This is a genomic window from Bacillus sp. z50, from assembly GCF_058313585.1.
In genome coordinates this window covers 996,215-1,015,500 of record NZ_JBZFQL010000001.1, presented here as the reverse complement: position 1 = coordinate 1,015,500, position 19,286 = coordinate 996,215, and the positions used below count along the sequence as shown (strand labels likewise).

Sequence of the window (19,286 nt, the reverse complement as noted above, 5' to 3'; positions counted from 1 at the left end):
ATGAAGAAAACATGGAAAAGAGTTCCTTTAGGACCTTTGCAAACAAATTGTTATTTATATGCCAAGCAGGACGGTAAATGTTTAATCATCGACCCGGGCGAGGAAGCAGAAAAGCTGATTCAAATCATTCGTGAAAAGAAATGGAAACCAATTGCAGTTCTTTTAACTCACGCTCATTTTGATCATATAGGGGCAGTGGACAGGGTACGGGAAGTCTTTAGTATTCCGGTTTATGTACACAAAAAAGAAACAGAATGGTTAACAAATCCAGCTTTGAACGGTTCGCGATTTTTCCAACTTGGTGAGATTAAGGCTGCTCCCGCAGAAAATGTGATTTCAGAGGAAGGTATTCTAAAAATCGGGGATTTCACATTTAATGTACTGTTTACACCTGGACATTCTCCAGGAAGTGTTTCTTATTATGATAAGGACGAGGCGATTGTATTTTCAGGGGATGCATTATTTCATATGAGTATAGGCCGGACCGATTTACCTGGTGGAAATCATCAACAGCTAATGGATAGTCTTCATAAAAAATTATTAACTCTTCCAAAAGATACGCTTTGTTTATCTGGACATGGGCCGGAAACCATCATTGAAGATGAGATGAATCATAATCCATTTTTAAGGTAATAGGTGTACTAATTGTAGACCCTCCTTAACAATTAGATAAGGAGGGTCAGGGGGTATTTCCTATAAAATGGGAGGGGCCATTTTAAGTTATACCATAAATTTACAATAGGGATAATGTGATGTCAATGCCCGTTGTGGAAATATTTACAAAATTGGGTGAATTTATGAAAGATATAATCATTCGGTCCATTGAGGAAACAGAAGATTTATTTTTACCGTATGACAAATATATAGAGTTGGCATTGTATCATCCTGAATATGGCTATTACCAACGGAGAAAAGATAAAATTGGAAGTAGCGGTGATTTCTATACTTCGGTGAGTATGTCCCCTGTCTTTGGTGAATTTATAGGTAAATGGGCAGGAAGGAAGCTAATTGAATCTGACCTGCCTCCCGCTATATGTGAGCTTGGCGGTGGCACCGGGAAGATGGCATGTGATTTTTTGAGAGGATTGGAACTGTACAACCCAGAGCTGGCATCTAATGCAATTTATTATATTGTTGAATCCAGTGCCTATCATCGAGAATTGATTTTAGATACGGCGGCAAAGGATCATAGAATTCGTTTGTTAGATTCTATCAAGGATATGCCACTAATAGAAGGTTTCATTTTTTCAAATGAATTTTTTGATGCTTTTCCGGTCCGTGTTTTGATTAAAGATAAAAATCAGTGGAAAGAAGCAGGCGTCACAGTAAAGAATGGAGAGCTATTTGAAACCGCCAGAAATCTCAATAATCAGAGGATTTTAGCCGTTATAGAGAAGTTGGGTATTCCGGAGTTTATCAATCGAATAGAGGTGCCATGTCCAATGATGCTTGCCTATGAGCAAATTGTCGACAAAATAAAGAGCGGATACCTTATGACAATAGATTATGGAATGGATATGGAGGATTTCTATATACCTGCTCGAAAAAACGGTACCTTAAGAGGATTTAAGGACCATCAATTAATTGGCTCAATTCTCGAAAATCCAGGAGAAACAGATATAACGAGTACCGTCAATTTTTCATTGCTTAAATGTGAAGGGAAGAGAAGAGGGCTTGATCTAGAGTACTGGGGAGGACAACAGTCATTTTTATTAGAGGAAGGGATATTGGATGAGCTGGTTCCACATGCGGATGCAGATCCTTTTTCTCCTGTCGCCAGGCGCAACAGACAAATCAAACAGTTAGTTCTGGGAGACTGGATTAGTGATAGTTTCAGTGTTTTAGTTCAATCTAAGAATATAAAAAAACCTTGATTGCTCCAGCTCAATCAAGGTTTTACTGTAAATTAATGTCCCGCTCCAGGAGTCATCATGAACGTTGTCCAATAGGTGAACCCTGCAAAGAAAACTGTTAAATAAGCACCGAAAACATATAAGTACATTCTTTCAGACAATTTTAAATAGCTTAAAATAACAAAGAAACCAGTTTGACCGAAAAAGATGAGTGATGTAGTATGCATACCGCCAACAAAGAACATGACTGCCATAATTCCAGTCCAGAAACCACATACTCTGAACATTCTGTCCATTCCTTAACCTCCCTTATCCCCTTATAATTCCATCACTACTATTATAAGGATATTGTTAAAGAATGTAAACTATCTTAAAATAGGATGACTGAATTGTGTGATTAATTTCCGGCAAGCATCTTGTATGTGCAAGCTTGGCAACCTGCATGATCAAACATATTTTCCTCTTCTATTAATTCGATTGAATCAAAAAGGACGCTGAACATACCGCGTAAAAACTCATAATGCATTCCGCATACGGCTTCTTTTTGCTCAAAGGCAATTTCTTTAAAAGGACAGTTGTGTATTCTAAAGAAAATGGTTGAATGATCCTCAGCTGTTATGAATTCCGGATAGAATCCAGCAGTAGTCGATGCATCTTTTATGATAGAGAGTTTGTGGTCGAAAGACAGGCTGTCCTGACTTTCTCCAATTCCTTTCATATGCTGTTCAGCCAAATCTTTCCCAAATAATCTTCCGGTATTGAATAACGCTTCCTTCCCTGCTTCTCCCAGTGAGAACATTGTCTGAAGGGCTATTTTTGCAAGCAGTTGGTAATCGCGGTAAGGGAAGTTTAATTGTATGACATCATCTGATAATCTATATAATCTGCTTGGTCTTCCACCTTTTCCTGTTTTCTTAGTTTCAGAAACAAGCATATTTACATCTTCGAGCTTTGTTAAATGTAAACGCGCAACATTGGGGTGAATCTCAAATATATCCGCAATTTCCTGTACCGTCACCTCGCTGTGCCTTTTAGCTATATGCTGATAAATATAGTATCTGGTCGGATCTGATAATACATTGGTAATTTTTAATGTTTGGTCCATTGTGGTCCACCTCGCGCTCCTTAATAGTTCCATTATAATACAGTCAATCAAGCATTGATATGCTGTTCTTGGCTATTCTGACTCTTTGGAAACATATGTTGTAATTTAGCCACATTTTGATAAATCAATATTTAACATGTATATATTACTATCTTAATTTTAAAATTAATCTGTAAATATGTTAACAGAATAAAAGGGATGAAATATTTCATGATTATGAAAAATTACCCAAATTAACGACGAATTGTGACAGATTTTGAAACTTTCGTTATGCCAGCAGGGATTGAAAAATTAATGTCTAATAACATAAGAGAGTAACATATAAGGAGGTGAAACGAGAATTGCTCACCATCGATAAGTTAGCTGAAAAAGTTGTAACAGAAGCAGTAAAATTCAAAGCCTCAGATATCCACATTGTTCCCCAACGCAAGAAAACCCATCTTTACTATCGGATTCACAATCGCTTATTTTCAGAAGGCAGTTACCAAAGAGACAGGGCCCAACGACTCATCTCTCATTTTAAATTTATGGCCGGCATGGATATAGGAGAAAAAAGACGTCCTCAGTCAGGGGCCTTAACGATGTTTGTTTCAAATAAATGGATTGGTCTCCGATTATCCACCTTGCCTACCCCATACTCTGAATCTCTCGTCATTCGTATTATTCCAAGTTTACAAACTCTCCCAATCGAAGAAATCTCCTTATTTCCAAAAATGTCAACTACGTTAATTTCCATGCTTAAACATTCCCATGGATTAATGATCATCTGTGGACCGACTGGAAGTGGTAAAACTACAACTTTATATTCCATGCTCCATCATGCCAAAAATACCGTTAACCGAAATATTATTACACTGGAAGATCCTGTTGAACATCAGTCCGATGATGCCATTCAAGTCCAGATTAATGAAAAAGCCGGTATCAGTTATTCAGTAGGCTTGAAAGCTGCCCTGCGCCACGATCCCGATATTATCATGATTGGAGAAATCAGGGATGCTGAAACGGCCAGAATAGCGGTGCGCGCCGCTTTAACAGGCCACTTAATCTTAACTACGATGCATGCCAGTGATGTATTGGGTGCAGTTAGAAGGCTTTTGGAATTTGGGATAGACAAGGAGGAGGCAAAGCAAACTCTTTTAGGTGTAACCTCCCAAAGATTATTGGAATTGCACTGTCCTTTTTGTAAGGGTGAATGCTCACCGTACTGCCTTATGGAAAAGAGCAGAGGGCGGGTAAGTGTGCATGAAATGATTTATGGCAATGAATTGGCGAAGGTTTGGGCAGAGATGGAGGGAGATGATGTGAACTTTCATTATCCGGAATTATCTTCTCTCATCAGCAAGGCTGTTGCCTATGGATTTGTGGATCAAAAAGAGTATGAGAGGTGGGTGCATGAGGAGTAATCTAAAGTCCCGATGGTCTTGCAGGGATCAGGCGAGATTTCTTCAGGAATTGGGCGATTTATTGGAGAATGGCTTTACTCTTTATGAGGGTATTGAATTTTCTCTTATTCATGGAAAAAAGAAATATCGAGAAGAAATTAAGGATGCTTTGGAACTATTGAAAGATGGCCATACTTTTAGGGATTTTTTAGAATGGCTGGATTTTGAACAAGAGCTCGTTGGTTTAGTATCCTACGGTGAAAAACACGGACAGCTATCCAAATCCTTGCAGAATGGAGGGGAAATATGGCTTAAGAAAAGTGAGGATCGCGCAAAACTAAAAAATTTATTGTATTACCCAGTCTTCCTACTCGTTTTTACATTTACCTTACTGCAAGTATTTACAAATTATTTGTTGCCCAAATTCTCAAGTATGTATCAGGGCGCAGGGCAGGAATCAAATATATTCTTAAAGCTATCCGTTTTACTGGCAACCCTCGTTAACAATCTTCCATTTTTTATCATTGTGCTCCTAACCATGCATTTGTTTATATACCACTATTATTTAAAAAAACTATCCAAAATAAAACAGGAATTACTGATGAATAAAATTCCGTTATTGCGTTCGTTTAGAAAGCTTTCCACGACGTATTATTTCTCTATGCAGCTGGGCTCATTATTAAAGGGTGGTATTTCGATTATTGATGCGTTAACGATTATGAGCCAGCAGGATCCAAAAAGCTTAGTTAAGGAAATAACCCATCACATGATTAAAAGTCTTCAGGAGGGAGATTCATTGGAAAGCATTAGTGGGAATCTAACAATCTTTATGAATGATTTTGAGCGAGTAATCAGCCATGGGCAAAAAAATAGTTTATTAGGAGAAGAACTTCTTTACTACAGCAGATATCTGTTAAATGAGATGGAGATACAGACTGAAAAATATATAAAGGTGGTTCAACCATTAATGTTTGGCCTTGTTGCCATTTTAGTGATCCTTCTGTATTTGGCAATCTTAATGCCAATGATTTCATTGATGAATACGATATAGGAAGGTGTTTTTGATGAAATACAAAAATGAACAAGGTTTTACCTTGATTGAGATGCTGATTGTCATGCTGGTTATATCAGTTCTATTGATTATTACAGTACCCAATGTAATGAAAAACCAGGAAGCAGTTAATAGCAAGGGATGCGAGGCATACGTAAAGATGGTTGAGGGACAGGTACAAGCTTATAAATTAAAGGAAGGTACGCTTCCGACGATGGAAAAGCTTATCTCTTCTGGTTTTTTAAGAGAGGATGTTAAATGTCCGGAGGGAAAAACTGCGGTGATTTCGGATGATGGGACTGTAACTCTTCAGGAACAATAAAAATGGAAAAGAATGAAAAAGGGTTTACGCTAGTAGAGGTATTGATTGTACTTGGATGTCTGACGTTAATGCTGACTATAGCAAGTGCGGTTACAAGTAAAATGTTTGAAACGTATGAACAGCAGGCATTTTTAAATCAACTGGAGAAGGATATTTACTATGCTCAGGTCTATGCGATGGAAAATAATACCTATGTCTTACTAAGATTTGTAACTGACCAAAATGAATATTCAGCTTACTCATACAAAACAAACAGTCATATTATTTCGACTCAGAAGGCCGAATCAATCAAGTTTAAAAAAGTTGGCAATGTGCCAATTACCTATATTCCAGCAGGAAATATCCAAAATCCAACAACAATCTATTTAACCGATAAAAATGGTAAAACGATATACAAGCTTGTCTTTCAATTAGGGAGGGGGAGATTTTATATATCAAAAGTATAAAGAGCATGGATATGCTATCTTGGACCTGCTGATTTCGTTTGGAATACTTATCTTATGCTGCTGTTTATTGCTTCCGGCATATATGGAAAGCATTACGCTAAAGAATGACTTAAGAATGGAGGAAGCCGCTCTTAATAGATTGTTTGAAAATTTAAATGAATATCAGATAAACGGCCGTCCACTGTTTACTGGACAAGCAGAGATTGAGGGGAAAGCCTATACTTTTTATCTTGAAGGGAACGTTTATTATGCAGAGTATAGCAACTCAAAGGATAAATTACAGAAAGTGTATGAAAAGCTGCCTGAAAGATGATGGCTTTACTTTGGTAGAGATATTATTTGCTCTTGGTTTATTTTCGTTATTAAGTGTCTTTATGACGAGTGCACTTGCCAGTATAACAGACTGGCATGTCAGGGATACGAACACAAATACAAGGATGGAATGGAATATCTTTATACGTCAATTGGAACGAGAATTTCAAAAGACAAAAGACTTTGGAGTACCTAAAAGCAATGTCCTTTTACTTGATAAAAGTGGAGAAGAAATAACATATGAAGTCTATAACAATATGGTAAGAAGGCGAGTGGATGGCGCTGGGCATGAAATGGTCCTTCAAGATATTAAGAGCTTTCATGTTAAAAAAGAAGGAGAGTCACTGATCATATCTGTGACTCTTATAAATGGTGATATGTATGAAAAACGGCTGTTCAAACGATACAAATTTGAACCTTCTTAAAAATGAACGTGGGATATTTATGCCTGTTGCTTTATTGTTTTTTTCGGTTATTTTTATCATTTGTATGTATTCGATAGGAAATATGGCTCAGGAAGTGAATTATCATAAGTATCAAACCGAATGGTTAATTACCACCTATCTGGGTGATACGGGTACACATGCTGCAATCTTAATGCTTGATGATGATAGTGTTCCTGAGACAAAAGGGGAATGGATTTATTATAATGGAAGAATAGGCTATCATATAAAACCGCTTGAGAGAGGGTTCTATGAGATCTCATTGTATATTCAGACTGATCATACGGTGAGACGGGAGACGATTACGTACTCAATTGAAGCAAAGAAAGTAGTGAAATGGATAGATAGTTAGGAGTTAGGGGGAGCGAGATGAAAGCCATTTATTTAATTGGATTTATGGGAGCTGGGAAAACGACTGTGGGTAGGGCTCTCGCTGAAAAAATGCGTTGTCCCTTTTATGATAGTGATCAGACGGTGGTTGAACGTACAGGAAGGTCGATTCCGCAGCTCTTTGATGAAGTAGGTGAAGATGGATTCAGGGACCTAGAACAGCAGGCGTTGCAATCATTACCTATCGAAAATTGTATCATTGCGACAGGCGGGGGTATCATTCTTAGGGAAGACAACCGGAAATATATGAAGGAAAAGGGAACCGTTATTTGGCTCCATGCCAATCCGACAGAAATCATAAAAAGGCTCGAGACTGACTCATCACGCCCTTTATTGTCCGGAAATAAAGAGGAACAAATAGTGCAGCTTTATCAAAAGAGGGTTAACCTATATAAGTTAGCTGCTGATTTACAGGTTCATACGGACAGAAAAACAAAAATGGAGATTACAGAAGAGATATTAATGAAAATCACCATAAACTAGCCATCTTTTTTAGAAATTAATGAATAACATCCATGATAAATGGAGATACTTCTGATGGGTGAATGTCGATGAAAACAAATGATTATATAAAATTTTTAACAATTCAGTGGTTAGTGTATATGAAGCAGCCAAAGGAAGTACGTAAAAAGCAACGCCGTCATCATAGAGATGATCGGCCGCCATTAATGAACCATTGGTTCGGAATCATTCCGTTATCAATTGAAATGCTCTTTAAACGTAAGGCGTAATAAAGTTTCTTTAAAAAAGCAGTGGATTTTTTTGCAACCCACTGCTTTTTTGTATTCATTTTTATATCTTCATCAAAGATTAAGCTTTATTCTAAACTATTGTTTAGTTGATGCGAGAATTCAGCCTTAACTTTAAATACCTCTTTTAGATAGCCTGACCGCTAAGATAAAAAAGTCCGCCATTTATAATGCTGACACGGATTCTGGGTTCGTATTGCATTCGTAATGCTTCTTTTTCAAGGTCATACATGTGAGTTTCCTCTTCTTTTTTATCCTCATAAAAATGGTTCAGCAAACTCAAGTCTTTATTCCAGCGCACGAGAGCCTCATCAGCCCACCCATGGTCATCCTGATTAATTTTATTTTGGATGTAAGTTTTGATACGATGCAACCCGCTTTGATAACGAATAATGGGTGTAAGGGTAAATGTATAGTCAGATATTTTAGGTGTAAGCGAGAGTTTATCAGCTGAATCAATAAAATTTTCTACAAAAAGACCGTTGATCAGGTTCAATCCTATTGAAAAGAATAAATCCTTTTTTCGGTCGCATTCATAGGATATATTAACATTTACACCTAACCAGGGAAATAAAGGCATCTGACCACTAGTCACTTTAATCTCCTCAAATAAGCGGATATGCTTCGATAGTCTTTGGGCAGACGCGAATATTTGGTGCAGGCGAGGGGATCCAAAATGTATGAATTCCCCTTTTAAATCAGGAGGAGCTGCCTCTTTGTCGAGGATAAACGTTAAGCTCATCGGATTAGGCACTCCGCCAACTTTCTCGAGATAATGCCAATAAAAAGGTCGGTTCATCAGTTCTTTATCCATATCAATTGTCAACTGCACAGTTAGATGACCTGGCCCTTGATTGATGATTTCGCATTGATTGGCTGTGAAAAATTGAACGAGAAACTCAAGAATTTCCTGTTGCTGCATGTGAAGGCATCTCCTTTTTTAGATCTTGAGCAAGCTGTATTAAAGACGTGAGATTATCCATTTTAACCTTCATCTCACCCTCTGTTTTTGATTTATTGAGGATGTCAGTTAAATGCTCTTCAAGATTCTTAACCTCCAGCCTCGTTAGAATATCATCAAGTTCCCCAACGACACGTTCAAATAATTGAATTTTTTCGTAGAGAATTTTCATAATATGATCCTCAATGGTATTCCTGGTCGCAAAATTATAGATTCGGACATCTTCTGTTTGTCCAAGTCTGTGAATTCGGCCGATTCTTTGTTCCAGTCGCATCGGATTCCAAGGTAAATCAAAGTTTATAATATGATGGCAAAACTGCAGGTTAATTCCTTCTCCACCTGCTTCTGTAGCAATTAAGACTTGTGCTTGTTTTTCGAACAGTTCTTTCATCCAGTCCTTCTTACTACGTTTAAATCCGCCGCGGAATGGAACAGAAGTGATTCCATTTTGCTTAAGAAACCACTGCAAATATAATTGCGTGGCTCGATACTCGGTAAAAATGATAACCTTATCTTTTATAGAATGAATCAATTCAAGTGCTTTTTTCGCTTTTGAATTGCAATCAACCAGTTCGACCAGGTTGATAAGGTTATGTATGGCTTCCTTAAAGCTTAGTCCGGCATCCGGGTTTCGATCGAGCATATTTTTTAGCGTAAAGTAGACGGCTTCCCTGCTGCTGCATGCTTCACGCTGAAGGATTAACGAAGAAAATGTACTCCCGATACCCTCCGGTAATTCTTTCCTAAATGAAGAAACCCCATCATATAGAGCCTGTTCCTTTTCGGTGAAATCTATAAAAATGGTTTCAACCTTTCTCTTAGTCCATTCAATGCCGGTATCCTGACGTTTATTTCGAATCATCACCATATTAACCAATTCTTTCAAATAAGCATCATCCTTTAATGAACGTTTCTTAGCAGAAAAGCGTTCATTAAATTTGGCATAACTTCCCAAATGCCCTGGCTTAAGCAATGATACAAGATAAAAAATTTCTTCTAGCTTGTTTTGAATAGGGGTTGCCGTTAACAGTAGACAGAACTTTCTCTGGACTTTTTGTACAAACTCATAGTTTTTGGTTTTATTGTTTTTTAACTTGTGAGCTTCATCTATGATGACAATGTCATAGGTTTGTTCGAGTATGGCAGAACGATGAGGCTCTCGTTTAGCAGTATCTATGGAAGTGATTATACATTCAGAATCCCACCCATACCCCTTTCTGTATATGACAGCTGGTATGTGAAACTTCTGATTAAGCTCCTGTGCCCATTGAGATACGAGAGAGGCTGGGACTAGTATTAGTATTTTGCTTGCCAGGCCCCGAATCATATATTCCTTTAAGATCAGACCGGCCTCTATTGTTTTACCAAGACCTACTTCATCAGCTAATATGGCTTTACCATTCATTCTTTCGATGACTTCGGTAGCAGCTTCGAGCTGATGGGTTAAAGGTGTAAATCCTGATAAATGCTTTGGTGCAAGGAGGCCGTTGAAATCTGGAATCAGATTATGCTTTTCGGCATCCAATCCGAGTTTAAAAAGGGAGTAGCTGCACCAGGGGCCATCCTCCATAATCTTTTCCTCAAGCTCCTTTTCCCAATCTTCATCAAAATAGACCTTTGGTGTTAAACTCAATGTGAATCCCAACTTTCTTTATTTAAGCTAGTTAGATAAATGCTTGATTGTAATTTAACTAAATTCAATAGAATTCTCTTACCTTATATAGGTATAGGTGGTGTCATTAATTTCTAAACAATAGTAGGAGTTTAATCTCCGGCTAAAATCTGATTAAATGCTTTATGCGGATGGCAGAAAATTATAAGGAATTTATTCAGTGACGCCTAAACAATTTTTTTGCCCCAATAAAGCTGAGGTGTTACTGATATTTTTTTAGTTTCCAATCATTCATCGAGATAACGTAAATGTTGCCACCTGATAATTGTTGATGGTAGGATATAAATGTAAGACTATTTAGAAAACGGCTTATCTCTTGCTTTTTGTTTAGTATGACCAATTTACATAATTATATGAGCGAATGAAGGCAAGGGGAGAGACCGTATTTGCGGCACCGAAGGAGCAAATGGTGAATCCATGAATCTCTCAGGTACAGAGACTCTTGCTGGACGCATCTCTGGAGAGCGCTTCCTTTATTGTGAAGCCACCCAAGAGGAAACGCCGAAGTACGTTACCCGGCGGTAAACTTTCAGGTATCAGGACAGAGCCCCCCTAATAAGGGAGGTTTCTGTCCTTTTTTTCGTGGATCGCTGAAGGATATATCGCTTCGGTCAAATGTGGAAAAGCGGCGTTTTACTTAATAAGTTAACAAGCAATCGTTTAAATGGCATAACAAGCAAGAGTATCCGTATAAAACGAATCGAATTTTTTAGGAGGGTAAGGATGGGAGAATTAAAGCAGACTCCGCTGATCAGTGTGTACAGGGAGTATGGAGGAAAAACAATTGATTTTGGCGGCTGGGAACTGCCTGTCCAATTTTCAGGCATTAAACAGGAGCATGAATCAGTGCGTGCAAAAGCAGGCCTCTTTGATGTATCACATATGGGCGAATTCATGATTAAGGGTGCTGGGTCTTTACCATTTTTGCAGCTGATGATGACCAACGATGTCAGTAAGCTGAAAACGGGCCGGGCACAGTATACTGCTATGTGCTATGAGAATGGCGGAACGGTTGATGACCTGATTATTTATAAAAAAGGTGAAGATGATTATTTGTTAGTTGTGAACGCATCTAATATTGATAAAGATTTTGAGTGGTTAAAAAAGCATGCGAGCGAAGATGTAGAACTAAAAAATATATCGGAACAAATAGGGCAATTGGCATTACAGGGACCGCTTGCAGCTGATATATTACAGAACCTTGCAGAGGAAGTAGATCTCAATACCATTGGTTTCTTTGCTTTTCGTGAAGATGTCATGATAAATGGCATTAGTGTACTTGTTTCAAGAACTGGCTACACCGGTGAAGATGGATTTGAATTGTACTGTAAGAGCGAAGATACAGTGAAGCTTTGGAAAGATCTTTTAGAATTCGGTAAGGATAAGGGATTGGTTCCATGTGGACTTGGGGCAAGAGATACGCTTCGGTTTGAAGCAAAACTTCCTTTATATGGCCAAGAGTTATCTCCAGAGATTACACCTATCGAAGCGGGGATTGGGTTCGCTGTAAAAACCGATAAAGAACATTTTATTGGTAAGGAAGTTTTAAAGGAACAGAAGGAAAATAGCGCCCCTAGAAAGCTTGTCGGAATCGAAATGATTGACCGCGGTATTCCGAGACATGGGTACCCGGTTTTCGTTAAGGATGAAAACATCGGGGAAGTGACCACTGGAACACAATCCCCAACCTTAAAGAAAAACGTAGGCCTTGTCCTGATTAATGTAGAATTCGCTAACCTTGATGAGGTAGTCGAGGTTGAGATACGGGGAAAAAGATTAAAGGCGAAAATTGTTAGTACTCCATTTTATAAACGCACTCAGGCAGGAGGAGTAAAAAAATGAAGCATCGTTATTTACCAATGACAGAGCAGGATACTGAACAGATGTTAACAGCGATTGGTGTAGAATCAATCGATGACTTATTTTCTGATATACCTGAAAAAGTAAGGTTTAAGGGTGAATACAAGCTAAAAAAAGCAAAGTCTGAATCAGCACTTCTGAAAGAATTAACAGAGCTAGCCGAGAAAAATGCCAATCTCAGGACCCATAGTTCTTTTCTTGGAGCGGGAGTATATGACCATTACATGCCAGTCATCGTTGATCACGTTATCTCAAGATCAGAGTTTTATACCGCTTATACACCGTATCAACCGGAGATTTCCCAGGGAGAATTGCAGGCTATTTTTGAATTTCAAACGATGATTTGTGAACTGACCGGAATGGATGTGGCGAACTCCTCCATGTATGATGGGGGAACTGCTCTGGCCGAGGCAGCCATGCTCTCAGCAGGACATACACGTCGTAAGAAACTGCTTGTTTCAGAGACAGTGCACCCGGAATCACGGGCTGTTTTATCCACTTATGCAAAAGGCCAATATCTTGAGCTTGAAGTTGTCCCCTGTAAAAATGGAGTGACGGATACAGAACAATTGGCGGGTATGATGACTGATGAGGTAGCTGGTTTTATTACTCAATATCCAAACTTCTTTGGCCGAATCGAAAACTTAGCTGAAATTGAACAAATTGTTCATGAACATAAAGGAATGTTAATTGTTTCAAGTAACCCACTTTCACTTGGTGTCTTGAAACCGCCGGGTGATTTTGGTGCAGATATTGTCATAGGGGATGCACAGCCGTTCGGAATCCCGGCTGCATTTGGCGGACCTCATTGCGGATATTTTGCAGTTACTTCTAAGCTGATAAGAAAAGTACCTGGACGTTTGGTTGGCCAAACGGTTGATGAGGATGGGAAGCGTGGGTTTGTATTAACCTTGCAGGCGAGGGAACAGCATATTCGTCGCGATAAAGCGACCTCGAATATTTGCTCTAACCAAGCATTAAATGCTCTCGCAGCCTCTGTGGCAATGACTGCGTTAGGTAAGAAAGGCGTGCAGGAGATGGCGCTTCAAAATCTCCAAAAAGCGCATTATGCAAAGGAGCAATTAAAAGCAAATGGACTTGAAATTGCCTTTGAAGGACCTTCTTTCAATGAGTTTGTTGTTAAGTTAAATGGTTCTGTAGCTGCAGCTAATAAAATGCTCCTACAAAAAGGCATAATTGGTGGTTATGATTTAGCTTGTGATTATCCTGCCTTAACCAATCATATGCTTGTGGCAGTGACGGAGCTGCGTACAAAAGAAGAGATTGATAGATTTGCACAGGAATTGGGGGATTTCCATGAATAAACAGGATCAGCCATTAATATTTGAACAAACCAAGCCGGGCCGTATCGGCTATTCGTTGCCGGAAATGGATGTTCCGGAGTCAGCATTAACTGAGCTTTTGCCTGAGGAGTTCATTCGCACAGAGGAACCAAAGCTGCCTGAAGTATCCGAGTTGGATATCATGCGTCATTACACGGCACTTTCGAGAAGAAATCATGGCGTCGATTCCGGTTTCTATCCGCTCGGTTCCTGTACCATGAAATATAATCCGAAAATTAATGAGAATGTTGCCCGTCTAAATGGATTTGCACATGTTCATCCTCTGCAGGATGCAGAAGCTGTACAGGGTTCTTTAGAGTTAATGTATGATTTGCAGCAAAGTCTAAAGGAAATCACAGGTATGGACGAAGTCACTTTGCAACCGGCTGCGGGAGCGCATGGAGAGTGGACGGGATTAATGATGATTCGTGCCTATCATGAGGCGAATGGTGATTTTGACCGCGTAAAAGTAATTGTTCCTGATTCTGCGCATGGTACGAATCCTGCCTCAGCCACAGTTGCGGGATTGCAAACTGTTACCGTGAAGTCAGGTCCGGATGGTTTAGTAGATCTGGAAGATTTGAAGAGTGTTGTAGGGAAAGATACAGCAGCCTTAATGCTTACAAATCCGAATACACTGGGGCTTTTTGAAGAACAGATCATCGAGATGGCCGAAATTATTCATGATGCCGGTGGAAAACTATACTATGACGGTGCCAATCTGAATGCTGTACTATCCAAGGCTCGCCCGGGTGATATGGGATTTGACGTTGTTCATCTTAACTTGCATAAGACATTTACTGGACCACATGGCGGCGGTGGGCCAGGTTCAGGGCCGGTTGGGGTTAAGAAGGAGTTAATTCCGTTCTTACCAAAACCGCTTATTGTAAAAGAAGAGAATGGCTATCAGCTTGATTACAATCGTCCGCAATCAATTGGCAGAGTAAAGCCGTACTATGGAAATTTTGGAATCAATGTCCGTGCCTATACGTATATTCGGTCTATGGGACCAGACGGATTGAAGGCAGTAACGGAGTATGCTGTCTTAAATGCAAACTATATGATGAGAAGATTGGCAGAGTACTATGATCTCCCATATGATAAGCACTGTAAGCATGAGTTTGTTATCAGCGGAAAACGTCAGAAGAAACTTGGTGTTCGGGCTCTTGATATTGCCAAGAGATTGTTAGACTTTGGCTATCATCCACCAACCATTTATTTCCCTTTGAATGTGGAAGAATGCATGATGATTGAGCCAACAGAAACAGAATCAAAAGAAACACTGGATGGCTTTATTGATGCTATGATTCAAATTGCCAGGGAAGCAGAGGAGAATCCGGAAATTGTACAGGAAGCACCGCATACAACGGTAATCAGCCGTTTGGATGAGGCACTGGCTGCTCGTAAGCCTGTATTGAGATATCAAAATTAATAAGAATAAATTTTAAGCAGCTATCATGACCAGATAGCTGCTTTTTTAGAAGAATGAAGTGGTTCAGGATAGGGAGGGAAATACGATCGAAAATATATTCTGCCTTTCAAATGAAAGAATCATGCTGAGAGAAATGATTAGTAGTGATTGGGTTGATGTACATAAATACGCATCACAAGATATCGTTTGTCAGTACCAGCCCTGGGGACCGAATACGGAAGAAGAATCGAAAAAATTTGTGAGCCAAGTAATCGAAGATTCAACAAAAAAACCAAGAGCAAGGTTTGTCTTCGCAATTATTTATAATGGAAATATGATTGGGGCTGGAGAGCTTACTATACGAAGTTTCACTAATAAAGCTGGAGAAATTGGCTATATTGTTAATCCGGATTATTGGGGAAAAGGAGTGGCGACAGAAGTCGCGTCTTTGTTAATTGAATTTGGATTTAAGGAACTGAACCTGCATCGTATATTTGCAACCTGTGACCCAAGAAATATAGGTTCAGCAAAGGTGTTGGTGAAAGTTGGAATGGTTAGGGAAGGAATCATTCGCGACCATTTGATCATGAGAGAAGGCTGGCGTGATTCAATTCTCTATAGTGTATTAGAACATGAGCTGTAAAAATAAAAAGACAAATGAGGCTCCCATTAAAACTATCTGCCTTGTAAAGGCTATTTTAACAAAATCAATACTGGACTCATCTAGGAGTTGAAATCATCTTATTGACAATCAAGTCCGGATGTTTTTATAGGAAAAATTGTACTACAGCATCCAATCCCAAAAAAAGAAATGGAGGAACATATAAAAAGGGATGTTAACATTTTTCCAGTTACCAATCACCAGCTTTTTTGTCGAAACCAGCACATATGGGTGTGATTGTAGCGGATACGCGAAGACTCGTTCAAAATGCAAAGAAGGTGTGCCTTTTCAGGGAAATTTTTCGCCAAAGAGGCGCCCAAAGGGTAGCTTTTGGGACAGCCTCTACTTTTGATTTCGCTTATTTTTCTGGAACAAAGTATATCACAGATGGACCAGATGCTCCTCCTGGAAGACTGGTGACAAAATCATATTGATTCCCGTTGGCTCCGATTTTTTCAGACGCAAACTTCCATGCATTAACATAGCTTAAAAACCCAGTAGTGTTAAGTTTACCGTTCCATTGCATAGAAAAATGACCAAATCCGCCGGCAGGGTTATCATAAAGTGAAATTTGCAATGGACGATGCAAACTATTTTCTATCTTGACGTCTAAGTCATATAAAACACCATAGTTCCCATTGTTGATCACCGATTTGTTTCCATCGACAACACTAATGCCTTCTTCGTATTCTCCCGGCATTTTATCGCTCCATTGACCATAAGCAGCCGAAGATAGGCGAATAAAGGCATTTCCTATTGCGGTATCATACGTAAGTGTACCCTTACGATCGAAATGTGGAAAACTACCACGAACATGTGAGTCAGGTGGTAAAATTTCGAAAGAAAGCGGGTCGGCTGGACGTTCTGTATAGTTAAGTGTGGTTGCGGTGACGGTGGCAGGCTTGCGGCCGTGTTTTGTGTAAATATCATACTGGGCAATCCCGCTTACCGTTTCTCCATCGTTTGCATTTGTTTCCAGGAAATAACTTTCACCTGGCTGGAGGGTTTTAATGTAATTTTTTTTAGCTTTTTCTTCCAGGAATTGTACTAACGCCTCTTTTCCAGCTACATCAGGATAAATATTGACTGATGCTCCAACGCCTTTAGAATATAGCATAACTGATTCATCGGATGTATTTGTCAGAGTTAGGCTAACGTTTCGATTCTCCCCACTATTATTCTGGTGATGCCAAAATACACGAAACTCGCCTGTAGCGGTGTCCCGGTAAAACGCACCATCGTCGGAGTATGTTTCCGGTGAATCACTAAGGATTAGTTTTCCACCTGTTTGTTTTAATTCGGGTTTTTCTAGTTGAACTGCAGGCTTAAGTGTTTCAATTGGAACATAATTTTCATTGGCATACGAACGGGCTGGTAAAAGACATGCTAATAGAACAGAACCTATAACTATAGCGGGCTTGATTTTCATTTCTATTCCTCCTCTCTATTTTATTGAAATCCCAAAACGACTTTCATATTAGCTTAAGAACTTAGATGGGGATTCAATATTTGTACTATTCAATATACTCAGGAAAATTCCTCCTTTTTTATTAAAGATAGTGGATTGTTTTTTTCTTCCTTAAAGGTCAAGTCATTTTTATATCAAGATCATTGGCATTTAATATACTCCCTTGACGAATAGAGAAGGCTTATGTATTCTGAGTTGGAAGATATATCCTCCTTGTGGTCGATTGGAGGAATTTTTCTTCATATTTGATGTTAAAAACTAGTTGAAGGAGATTTTTTATGCAGAAGATTGAGAAAGTAAACCCTCTTATCATTATCAAATCTGTATACAACTCACTTACGAAAACAGAGCAAAAGGTTGCCGATTATATTATGGGCAATCATGAGGAAGCTGTATATTCCTCTGTAACTGATTTAGCTGAAATGGTTGGAGTTGGCGAAACTACCGTTTTGCGATTTTGCAGAAAATTAGGATATAGGGGTTTTCAAGAATTTAAACTTTCCGTTGCGCAAAACCTGATGGAAGTTGACGAACATGTTTATGGGAAAATCGATGAACGGGATTCTGTAGAGGTAATTGCAAAAAAGATAGCTAATCAAAATGTAAGTGCTTTAAATGATACTGTGGCATTACTCAAGGATAGCACGCTGCAGTCTGCGATAGAAAAGATAAACAAAGCCAGGAAGATTTATTTCTTTGGTGTGGGATCATCTGGATTTACGGCATTGGAAGGAAAACATAGATTAATGAGGCTAGGCTATAATACTGAACATGTCTCAGATTCACATTTTATGTCCATGACCGCCTCTTTATTGGGTAAGGAAGATTTAATTATTGCGATATCTTCATCTGGCAGCACAAAGGACGTTGTGGATGCTGTCAAAATCGCGAAGGAAAACAGTGCTTTTGTTATTTGTATTACAAATCAAGCGAGATCACCAATTACAAAATATGCAGATTTAATTCTTCTGGCAGCAAATAAAGAATCTCCATTTGAAGGCGGAATCTTCTCTTCTAAGATTGCTCAGCTGTTACTGTTGGATATTCTGGCAACGAAAGCTGCTCTTAATAATAGAGAACAAGCATCCAAAGCAATAAAAAATACAGCAGAAGCGGTTCTTGATAAATTGTACTAACAAAACTAATTGAAAAAAGGTGGAAATCATGGTTTCTTCAAGTAATAAATTATTTGAAGTGCTTGAATATATTTTTGATTTGGTTCTTTTAAACTTTTTATTCATCTTGTGCTCACTTCCTGTCGTCACTGCTTATCCCGCTTTTGTGGCATTAGTAGAAACTATTAAAACTCTGTCAGAAGAAGAATCAGCCCCAGCTTGGAAACAATTTTTCAAGCTCTTTTATGACTATCTTAAAAAAGGAATGAAAGTATGGGTGGTTCTTCTTTTTGCTACAATCGTTATAGCTGGAGACATTATCGCTGTGTTTTATTTGCCCAATGCATTACAGAATTTACTGCTTCCCTTTACTGTAATCATGCCTCTTCTATTGTTTGGGATATTTACTAATCTTATAAAACTATTTATTTTGGGTGAACATCGTATTAAACCGTTATTTATTAATAGTTTTTTTCTGCTTCTTAGACATCCCCTAAAGCCCATACTAGTCATTTTAATCAGTGCTATTTATCTGATTTTATCAGTCTATTTAAGGTTTATTCCATTTATTATTGCTTTTAGCCTTCTTGCATTCACCTGTTATTTTTTACTGTTCACAAGGAATTCTGAAGTGAATAATAATTAGATTAGTTTGAAAAATGGATATTTTTTTACTTTTCTAAAAAAAGGTGGATTTAATCTCCATAAAATGGTACTCTCATGTTATAAAGCTTAGTTTCAA

Annotated in this window: 22 protein-coding genes and 2 riboswitches; of the genes, 17 read left to right on the top strand and 5 right to left on the bottom strand. The window is 38.6% G+C overall.

All coding sequences use genetic code 11. The annotated features are described in order from the left end of the window. Both AC4G3N_RS04795 and AC4G3N_RS04790 read left to right on the top strand, forming a co-directional pair. Positions 1 to 633 (top strand): MBL fold metallo-hydrolase, encoded by a 633-nt coding sequence (locus AC4G3N_RS04795; RefSeq protein WP_491089829.1) that lies wholly within the window; start codon positions 1 to 3, stop codon positions 631 to 633. Between the two features lie 119 nt (positions 634 to 752). After that, a complete protein-coding gene (locus AC4G3N_RS04790) occupies positions 753 to 1,874 on the top strand; it encodes a class I SAM-dependent methyltransferase (protein ID WP_491089828.1) in 1,122 nt (373 codons plus the stop codon). Positions 1,875 to 1,906: 32 nt separating this feature from the next. Here the strand turns inward: AC4G3N_RS04790 and AC4G3N_RS04785 are convergent, their stop codons facing one another. Then, positions 1,907 to 2,149 (bottom strand): DUF2626 domain-containing protein, encoded by a 243-nt coding sequence (locus AC4G3N_RS04785; RefSeq protein WP_066105073.1) that lies wholly within the window; start codon positions 2,147 to 2,149, stop codon positions 1,907 to 1,909. A gap of 101 nt (positions 2,150 to 2,250) precedes the next feature. After that, on the bottom strand, positions 2,251 to 2,958 hold the full coding sequence (locus AC4G3N_RS04780) for a helix-turn-helix transcriptional regulator (protein WP_066105070.1): 708 nt from the start codon (positions 2,956 to 2,958) through the stop codon (positions 2,251 to 2,253). 341 nt (positions 2,959 to 3,299) lie between these two features. Here AC4G3N_RS04780 and comGA point away from each other — a divergent pair, with 341 nt between their 5' ends. From comGA to AC4G3N_RS04735, 9 genes are all read left to right on the top strand, one after another. Then, positions 3,300 to 4,361 (top strand): competence type IV pilus ATPase ComGA, encoded by a 1,062-nt coding sequence (gene comGA / locus AC4G3N_RS04775; RefSeq protein ID WP_066105067.1) that lies wholly within the window; start codon positions 3,300 to 3,302, stop codon positions 4,359 to 4,361. Then, positions 4,351 to 5,391, top strand: coding sequence for a competence type IV pilus assembly protein ComGB (gene comGB, locus AC4G3N_RS04770; RefSeq protein WP_491089827.1), 1,041 nt, complete (start codon positions 4,351 to 4,353; stop codon positions 5,389 to 5,391). The genes comGA and comGB overlap by 11 nt, the downstream gene beginning before the upstream one ends. Positions 5,392 to 5,404: 13 nt before the next feature. Next, positions 5,405 to 5,713, top strand: coding sequence for a competence type IV pilus major pilin ComGC (comGC, locus tag AC4G3N_RS04765; RefSeq protein ID WP_491089826.1), 309 nt, complete (start codon positions 5,405 to 5,407; stop codon positions 5,711 to 5,713). A gap of 2 nt (positions 5,714 to 5,715) precedes the next feature. Next, positions 5,716 to 6,159 (top strand): competence type IV pilus minor pilin ComGD, encoded by a 444-nt coding sequence (comGD, locus tag AC4G3N_RS04760; protein WP_491089825.1) that lies wholly within the window; start codon positions 5,716 to 5,718, stop codon positions 6,157 to 6,159. A gap of 19 nt (positions 6,160 to 6,178) precedes the next feature. Next, positions 6,179 to 6,472 carry a hypothetical protein gene (locus tag AC4G3N_RS04755; protein WP_066105056.1) on the top strand — a complete coding sequence of 98 codons (294 nt, stop codon included), beginning with the start codon at positions 6,179 to 6,181 and terminating at the stop codon, positions 6,470 to 6,472. Continuing rightward, on the top strand, positions 6,408 to 6,896 hold the full coding sequence (gene comGF, locus AC4G3N_RS04750) for a competence type IV pilus minor pilin ComGF (protein ID WP_077248063.1): 489 nt from the start codon (positions 6,408 to 6,410) through the stop codon (positions 6,894 to 6,896). Before AC4G3N_RS04755 ends, comGF begins: the two co-directional genes overlap by 65 nt. Further along, positions 6,853 to 7,266, top strand: a complete 414-nt coding sequence (locus AC4G3N_RS04745) for a hypothetical protein (protein ID WP_491089882.1) — start codon at positions 6,853 to 6,855, stop codon at positions 7,264 to 7,266. The genes comGF and AC4G3N_RS04745 overlap by 44 nt, the downstream gene beginning before the upstream one ends. A 17-nt stretch (positions 7,267 to 7,283) precedes the next feature. After that, positions 7,284 to 7,787: a shikimate kinase gene (locus AC4G3N_RS04740; protein ID WP_066105050.1), complete on the top strand. Its 504-nt coding sequence runs from the start codon at positions 7,284 to 7,286 to the stop codon at positions 7,785 to 7,787. Positions 7,788 to 7,855: 68 nt separating this feature from the next. Then, positions 7,856 to 8,035 carry a YqzE family protein gene (locus AC4G3N_RS04735; RefSeq protein WP_491089824.1) on the top strand — a complete coding sequence of 60 codons (180 nt, stop codon included), beginning with the start codon at positions 7,856 to 7,858 and terminating at the stop codon, positions 8,033 to 8,035. A gap of 145 nt (positions 8,036 to 8,180) precedes the next feature. On the opposite strand, the gene AC4G3N_RS04730 is transcribed toward AC4G3N_RS04735, so the two are convergent. Both AC4G3N_RS04730 and AC4G3N_RS04725 read right to left on the bottom strand, forming a co-directional pair. Continuing rightward, a complete protein-coding gene (locus AC4G3N_RS04730) occupies positions 8,181 to 8,975 on the bottom strand; it encodes a YqhG family protein (RefSeq protein ID WP_148630124.1) in 795 nt (264 codons plus the stop codon). Next, positions 8,953 to 10,584, bottom strand: coding sequence for a DEAD/DEAH box helicase (locus tag AC4G3N_RS04725; protein WP_491089880.1), 1,632 nt, complete (start codon positions 10,582 to 10,584; stop codon positions 8,953 to 8,955). The genes AC4G3N_RS04730 and AC4G3N_RS04725 overlap by 23 nt, the downstream gene beginning before the upstream one ends. A 463-nt stretch (positions 10,585 to 11,047) precedes the next feature. Next, a riboswitch (glycine riboswitch) is annotated at positions 11,048 to 11,138 on the top strand. Between the two features lie 3 nt (positions 11,139 to 11,141). Beyond that, a riboswitch (glycine riboswitch) is annotated at positions 11,142 to 11,233 on the top strand. 176 nt (positions 11,234 to 11,409) lie between these two features. On the opposite strand from AC4G3N_RS04725, the gene gcvT reads away from it, so the two are divergent. From gcvT to AC4G3N_RS04705, 4 genes are all read left to right on the top strand, one after another. Beyond that, on the top strand, positions 11,410 to 12,528 hold the full coding sequence (gene gcvT, locus AC4G3N_RS04720; protein ID WP_491089823.1) for a glycine cleavage system aminomethyltransferase GcvT: 1,119 nt from the start codon (positions 11,410 to 11,412) through the stop codon (positions 12,526 to 12,528). Further along, positions 12,525 to 13,871, top strand: a complete 1,347-nt coding sequence (gene gcvPA, locus AC4G3N_RS04715; protein WP_066105037.1) for an aminomethyl-transferring glycine dehydrogenase subunit GcvPA — start codon at positions 12,525 to 12,527, stop codon at positions 13,869 to 13,871. Before gcvT ends, gcvPA begins: the two co-directional genes overlap by 4 nt. Continuing rightward, entirely contained in the window at positions 13,864 to 15,321 is a 1,458-nt protein-coding gene (gene gcvPB, locus AC4G3N_RS04710) for an aminomethyl-transferring glycine dehydrogenase subunit GcvPB (RefSeq protein WP_066105034.1), read from the top strand. The genes gcvPA and gcvPB overlap by 8 nt, the downstream gene beginning before the upstream one ends. Positions 15,322 to 15,442: 121 nt before the next feature. Beyond that, positions 15,443 to 15,943 carry a GNAT family N-acetyltransferase gene (locus AC4G3N_RS04705; RefSeq protein WP_139892643.1) on the top strand — a complete coding sequence of 167 codons (501 nt, stop codon included), beginning with the start codon at positions 15,443 to 15,445 and terminating at the stop codon, positions 15,941 to 15,943. Between the two features lie 376 nt (positions 15,944 to 16,319). Here AC4G3N_RS04705 and AC4G3N_RS04700 read toward each other — a convergent pair whose 3' ends face one another. Then, on the bottom strand, positions 16,320 to 17,390 hold the full coding sequence (locus tag AC4G3N_RS04700) for a hypothetical protein (RefSeq protein ID WP_491089822.1): 1,071 nt from the start codon (positions 17,388 to 17,390) through the stop codon (positions 16,320 to 16,322). Between the two features lie 317 nt (positions 17,391 to 17,707). Here AC4G3N_RS04700 and AC4G3N_RS04695 point away from each other — a divergent pair, with 317 nt between their 5' ends. Together AC4G3N_RS04695 and AC4G3N_RS04690 are read left to right on the top strand one after the other, a co-directional pair. Next, positions 17,708 to 18,565 carry a MurR/RpiR family transcriptional regulator gene (locus tag AC4G3N_RS04695; RefSeq protein WP_139892528.1) on the top strand — a complete coding sequence of 286 codons (858 nt, stop codon included), beginning with the start codon at positions 17,708 to 17,710 and terminating at the stop codon, positions 18,563 to 18,565. A 28-nt stretch (positions 18,566 to 18,593) separates the two neighbouring features. Continuing rightward, positions 18,594 to 19,190 carry a DUF624 domain-containing protein gene (locus AC4G3N_RS04690; protein WP_139892526.1) on the top strand — a complete coding sequence of 199 codons (597 nt, stop codon included), beginning with the start codon at positions 18,594 to 18,596 and terminating at the stop codon, positions 19,188 to 19,190. The last annotated feature ends 96 nt before the right edge of the window (positions 19,191 to 19,286 follow it).

Bases quoted from the DNA above. Each gene is read 5' to 3' on its own strand.
- AC4G3N_RS04795 (WP_491089829.1), top strand. From the start codon at position 1: ATGAAGAAAACATGGAAAAGAGTTCCTTTAGGACCTTTGCAAACAAAT.
- AC4G3N_RS04790 (WP_491089828.1), top strand. From the start codon at position 753: ATGTCAATGCCCGTTGTGGAAATATTTACAAAATTGGGTGAATTTATG.
- AC4G3N_RS04785 (WP_066105073.1), bottom strand. From the start codon at position 2,149: ATGGACAGAATGTTCAGAGTATGTGGTTTCTGGACTGGAATTATGGCA.
- AC4G3N_RS04780 (WP_066105070.1), bottom strand. From the start codon at position 2,958: ATGGACCAAACATTAAAAATTACCAATGTATTATCAGATCCGACCAGA.
- comGB (WP_491089827.1), top strand. From the start codon at position 4,351: ATGAGGAGTAATCTAAAGTCCCGATGGTCTTGCAGGGATCAGGCGAGA.
- comGC (WP_491089826.1), top strand. From the start codon at position 5,405: ATGAAATACAAAAATGAACAAGGTTTTACCTTGATTGAGATGCTGATT.
- comGD (WP_491089825.1), top strand. From the start codon at position 5,716: ATGGAAAAGAATGAAAAAGGGTTTACGCTAGTAGAGGTATTGATTGTA.
- comGF (WP_077248063.1), top strand. From the start codon at position 6,408: ATGCAGAGTATAGCAACTCAAAGGATAAATTACAGAAAGTGTATGAAA.
- AC4G3N_RS04745 (WP_491089882.1), top strand. From the start codon at position 6,853: ATGAAAAACGGCTGTTCAAACGATACAAATTTGAACCTTCTTAAAAAT.
- AC4G3N_RS04740 (WP_066105050.1), top strand. From the start codon at position 7,284: ATGAAAGCCATTTATTTAATTGGATTTATGGGAGCTGGGAAAACGACT.
- AC4G3N_RS04735 (WP_491089824.1), top strand. From the start codon at position 7,856: ATGAAAACAAATGATTATATAAAATTTTTAACAATTCAGTGGTTAGTG.
- AC4G3N_RS04730 (WP_148630124.1), bottom strand. From the start codon at position 8,975: ATGCAGCAACAGGAAATTCTTGAGTTTCTCGTTCAATTTTTCACAGCC.
- AC4G3N_RS04725 (WP_491089880.1), bottom strand. From the start codon at position 10,584: ATGGAGGATGGCCCCTGGTGCAGCTACTCCCTTTTTAAACTCGGATTG.
- gcvT (WP_491089823.1), top strand. From the start codon at position 11,410: ATGGGAGAATTAAAGCAGACTCCGCTGATCAGTGTGTACAGGGAGTAT.
- gcvPA (WP_066105037.1), top strand. From the start codon at position 12,525: ATGAAGCATCGTTATTTACCAATGACAGAGCAGGATACTGAACAGATG.
- gcvPB (WP_066105034.1), top strand. From the start codon at position 13,864: ATGAATAAACAGGATCAGCCATTAATATTTGAACAAACCAAGCCGGGC.
- AC4G3N_RS04705 (WP_139892643.1), top strand. From the start codon at position 15,443: ATGCTGAGAGAAATGATTAGTAGTGATTGGGTTGATGTACATAAATAC.
- AC4G3N_RS04700 (WP_491089822.1), bottom strand. From the start codon at position 17,390: ATGAAAATCAAGCCCGCTATAGTTATAGGTTCTGTTCTATTAGCATGT.
- AC4G3N_RS04695 (WP_139892528.1), top strand. From the start codon at position 17,708: ATGCAGAAGATTGAGAAAGTAAACCCTCTTATCATTATCAAATCTGTA.
- AC4G3N_RS04690 (WP_139892526.1), top strand. From the start codon at position 18,594: ATGGTTTCTTCAAGTAATAAATTATTTGAAGTGCTTGAATATATTTTT.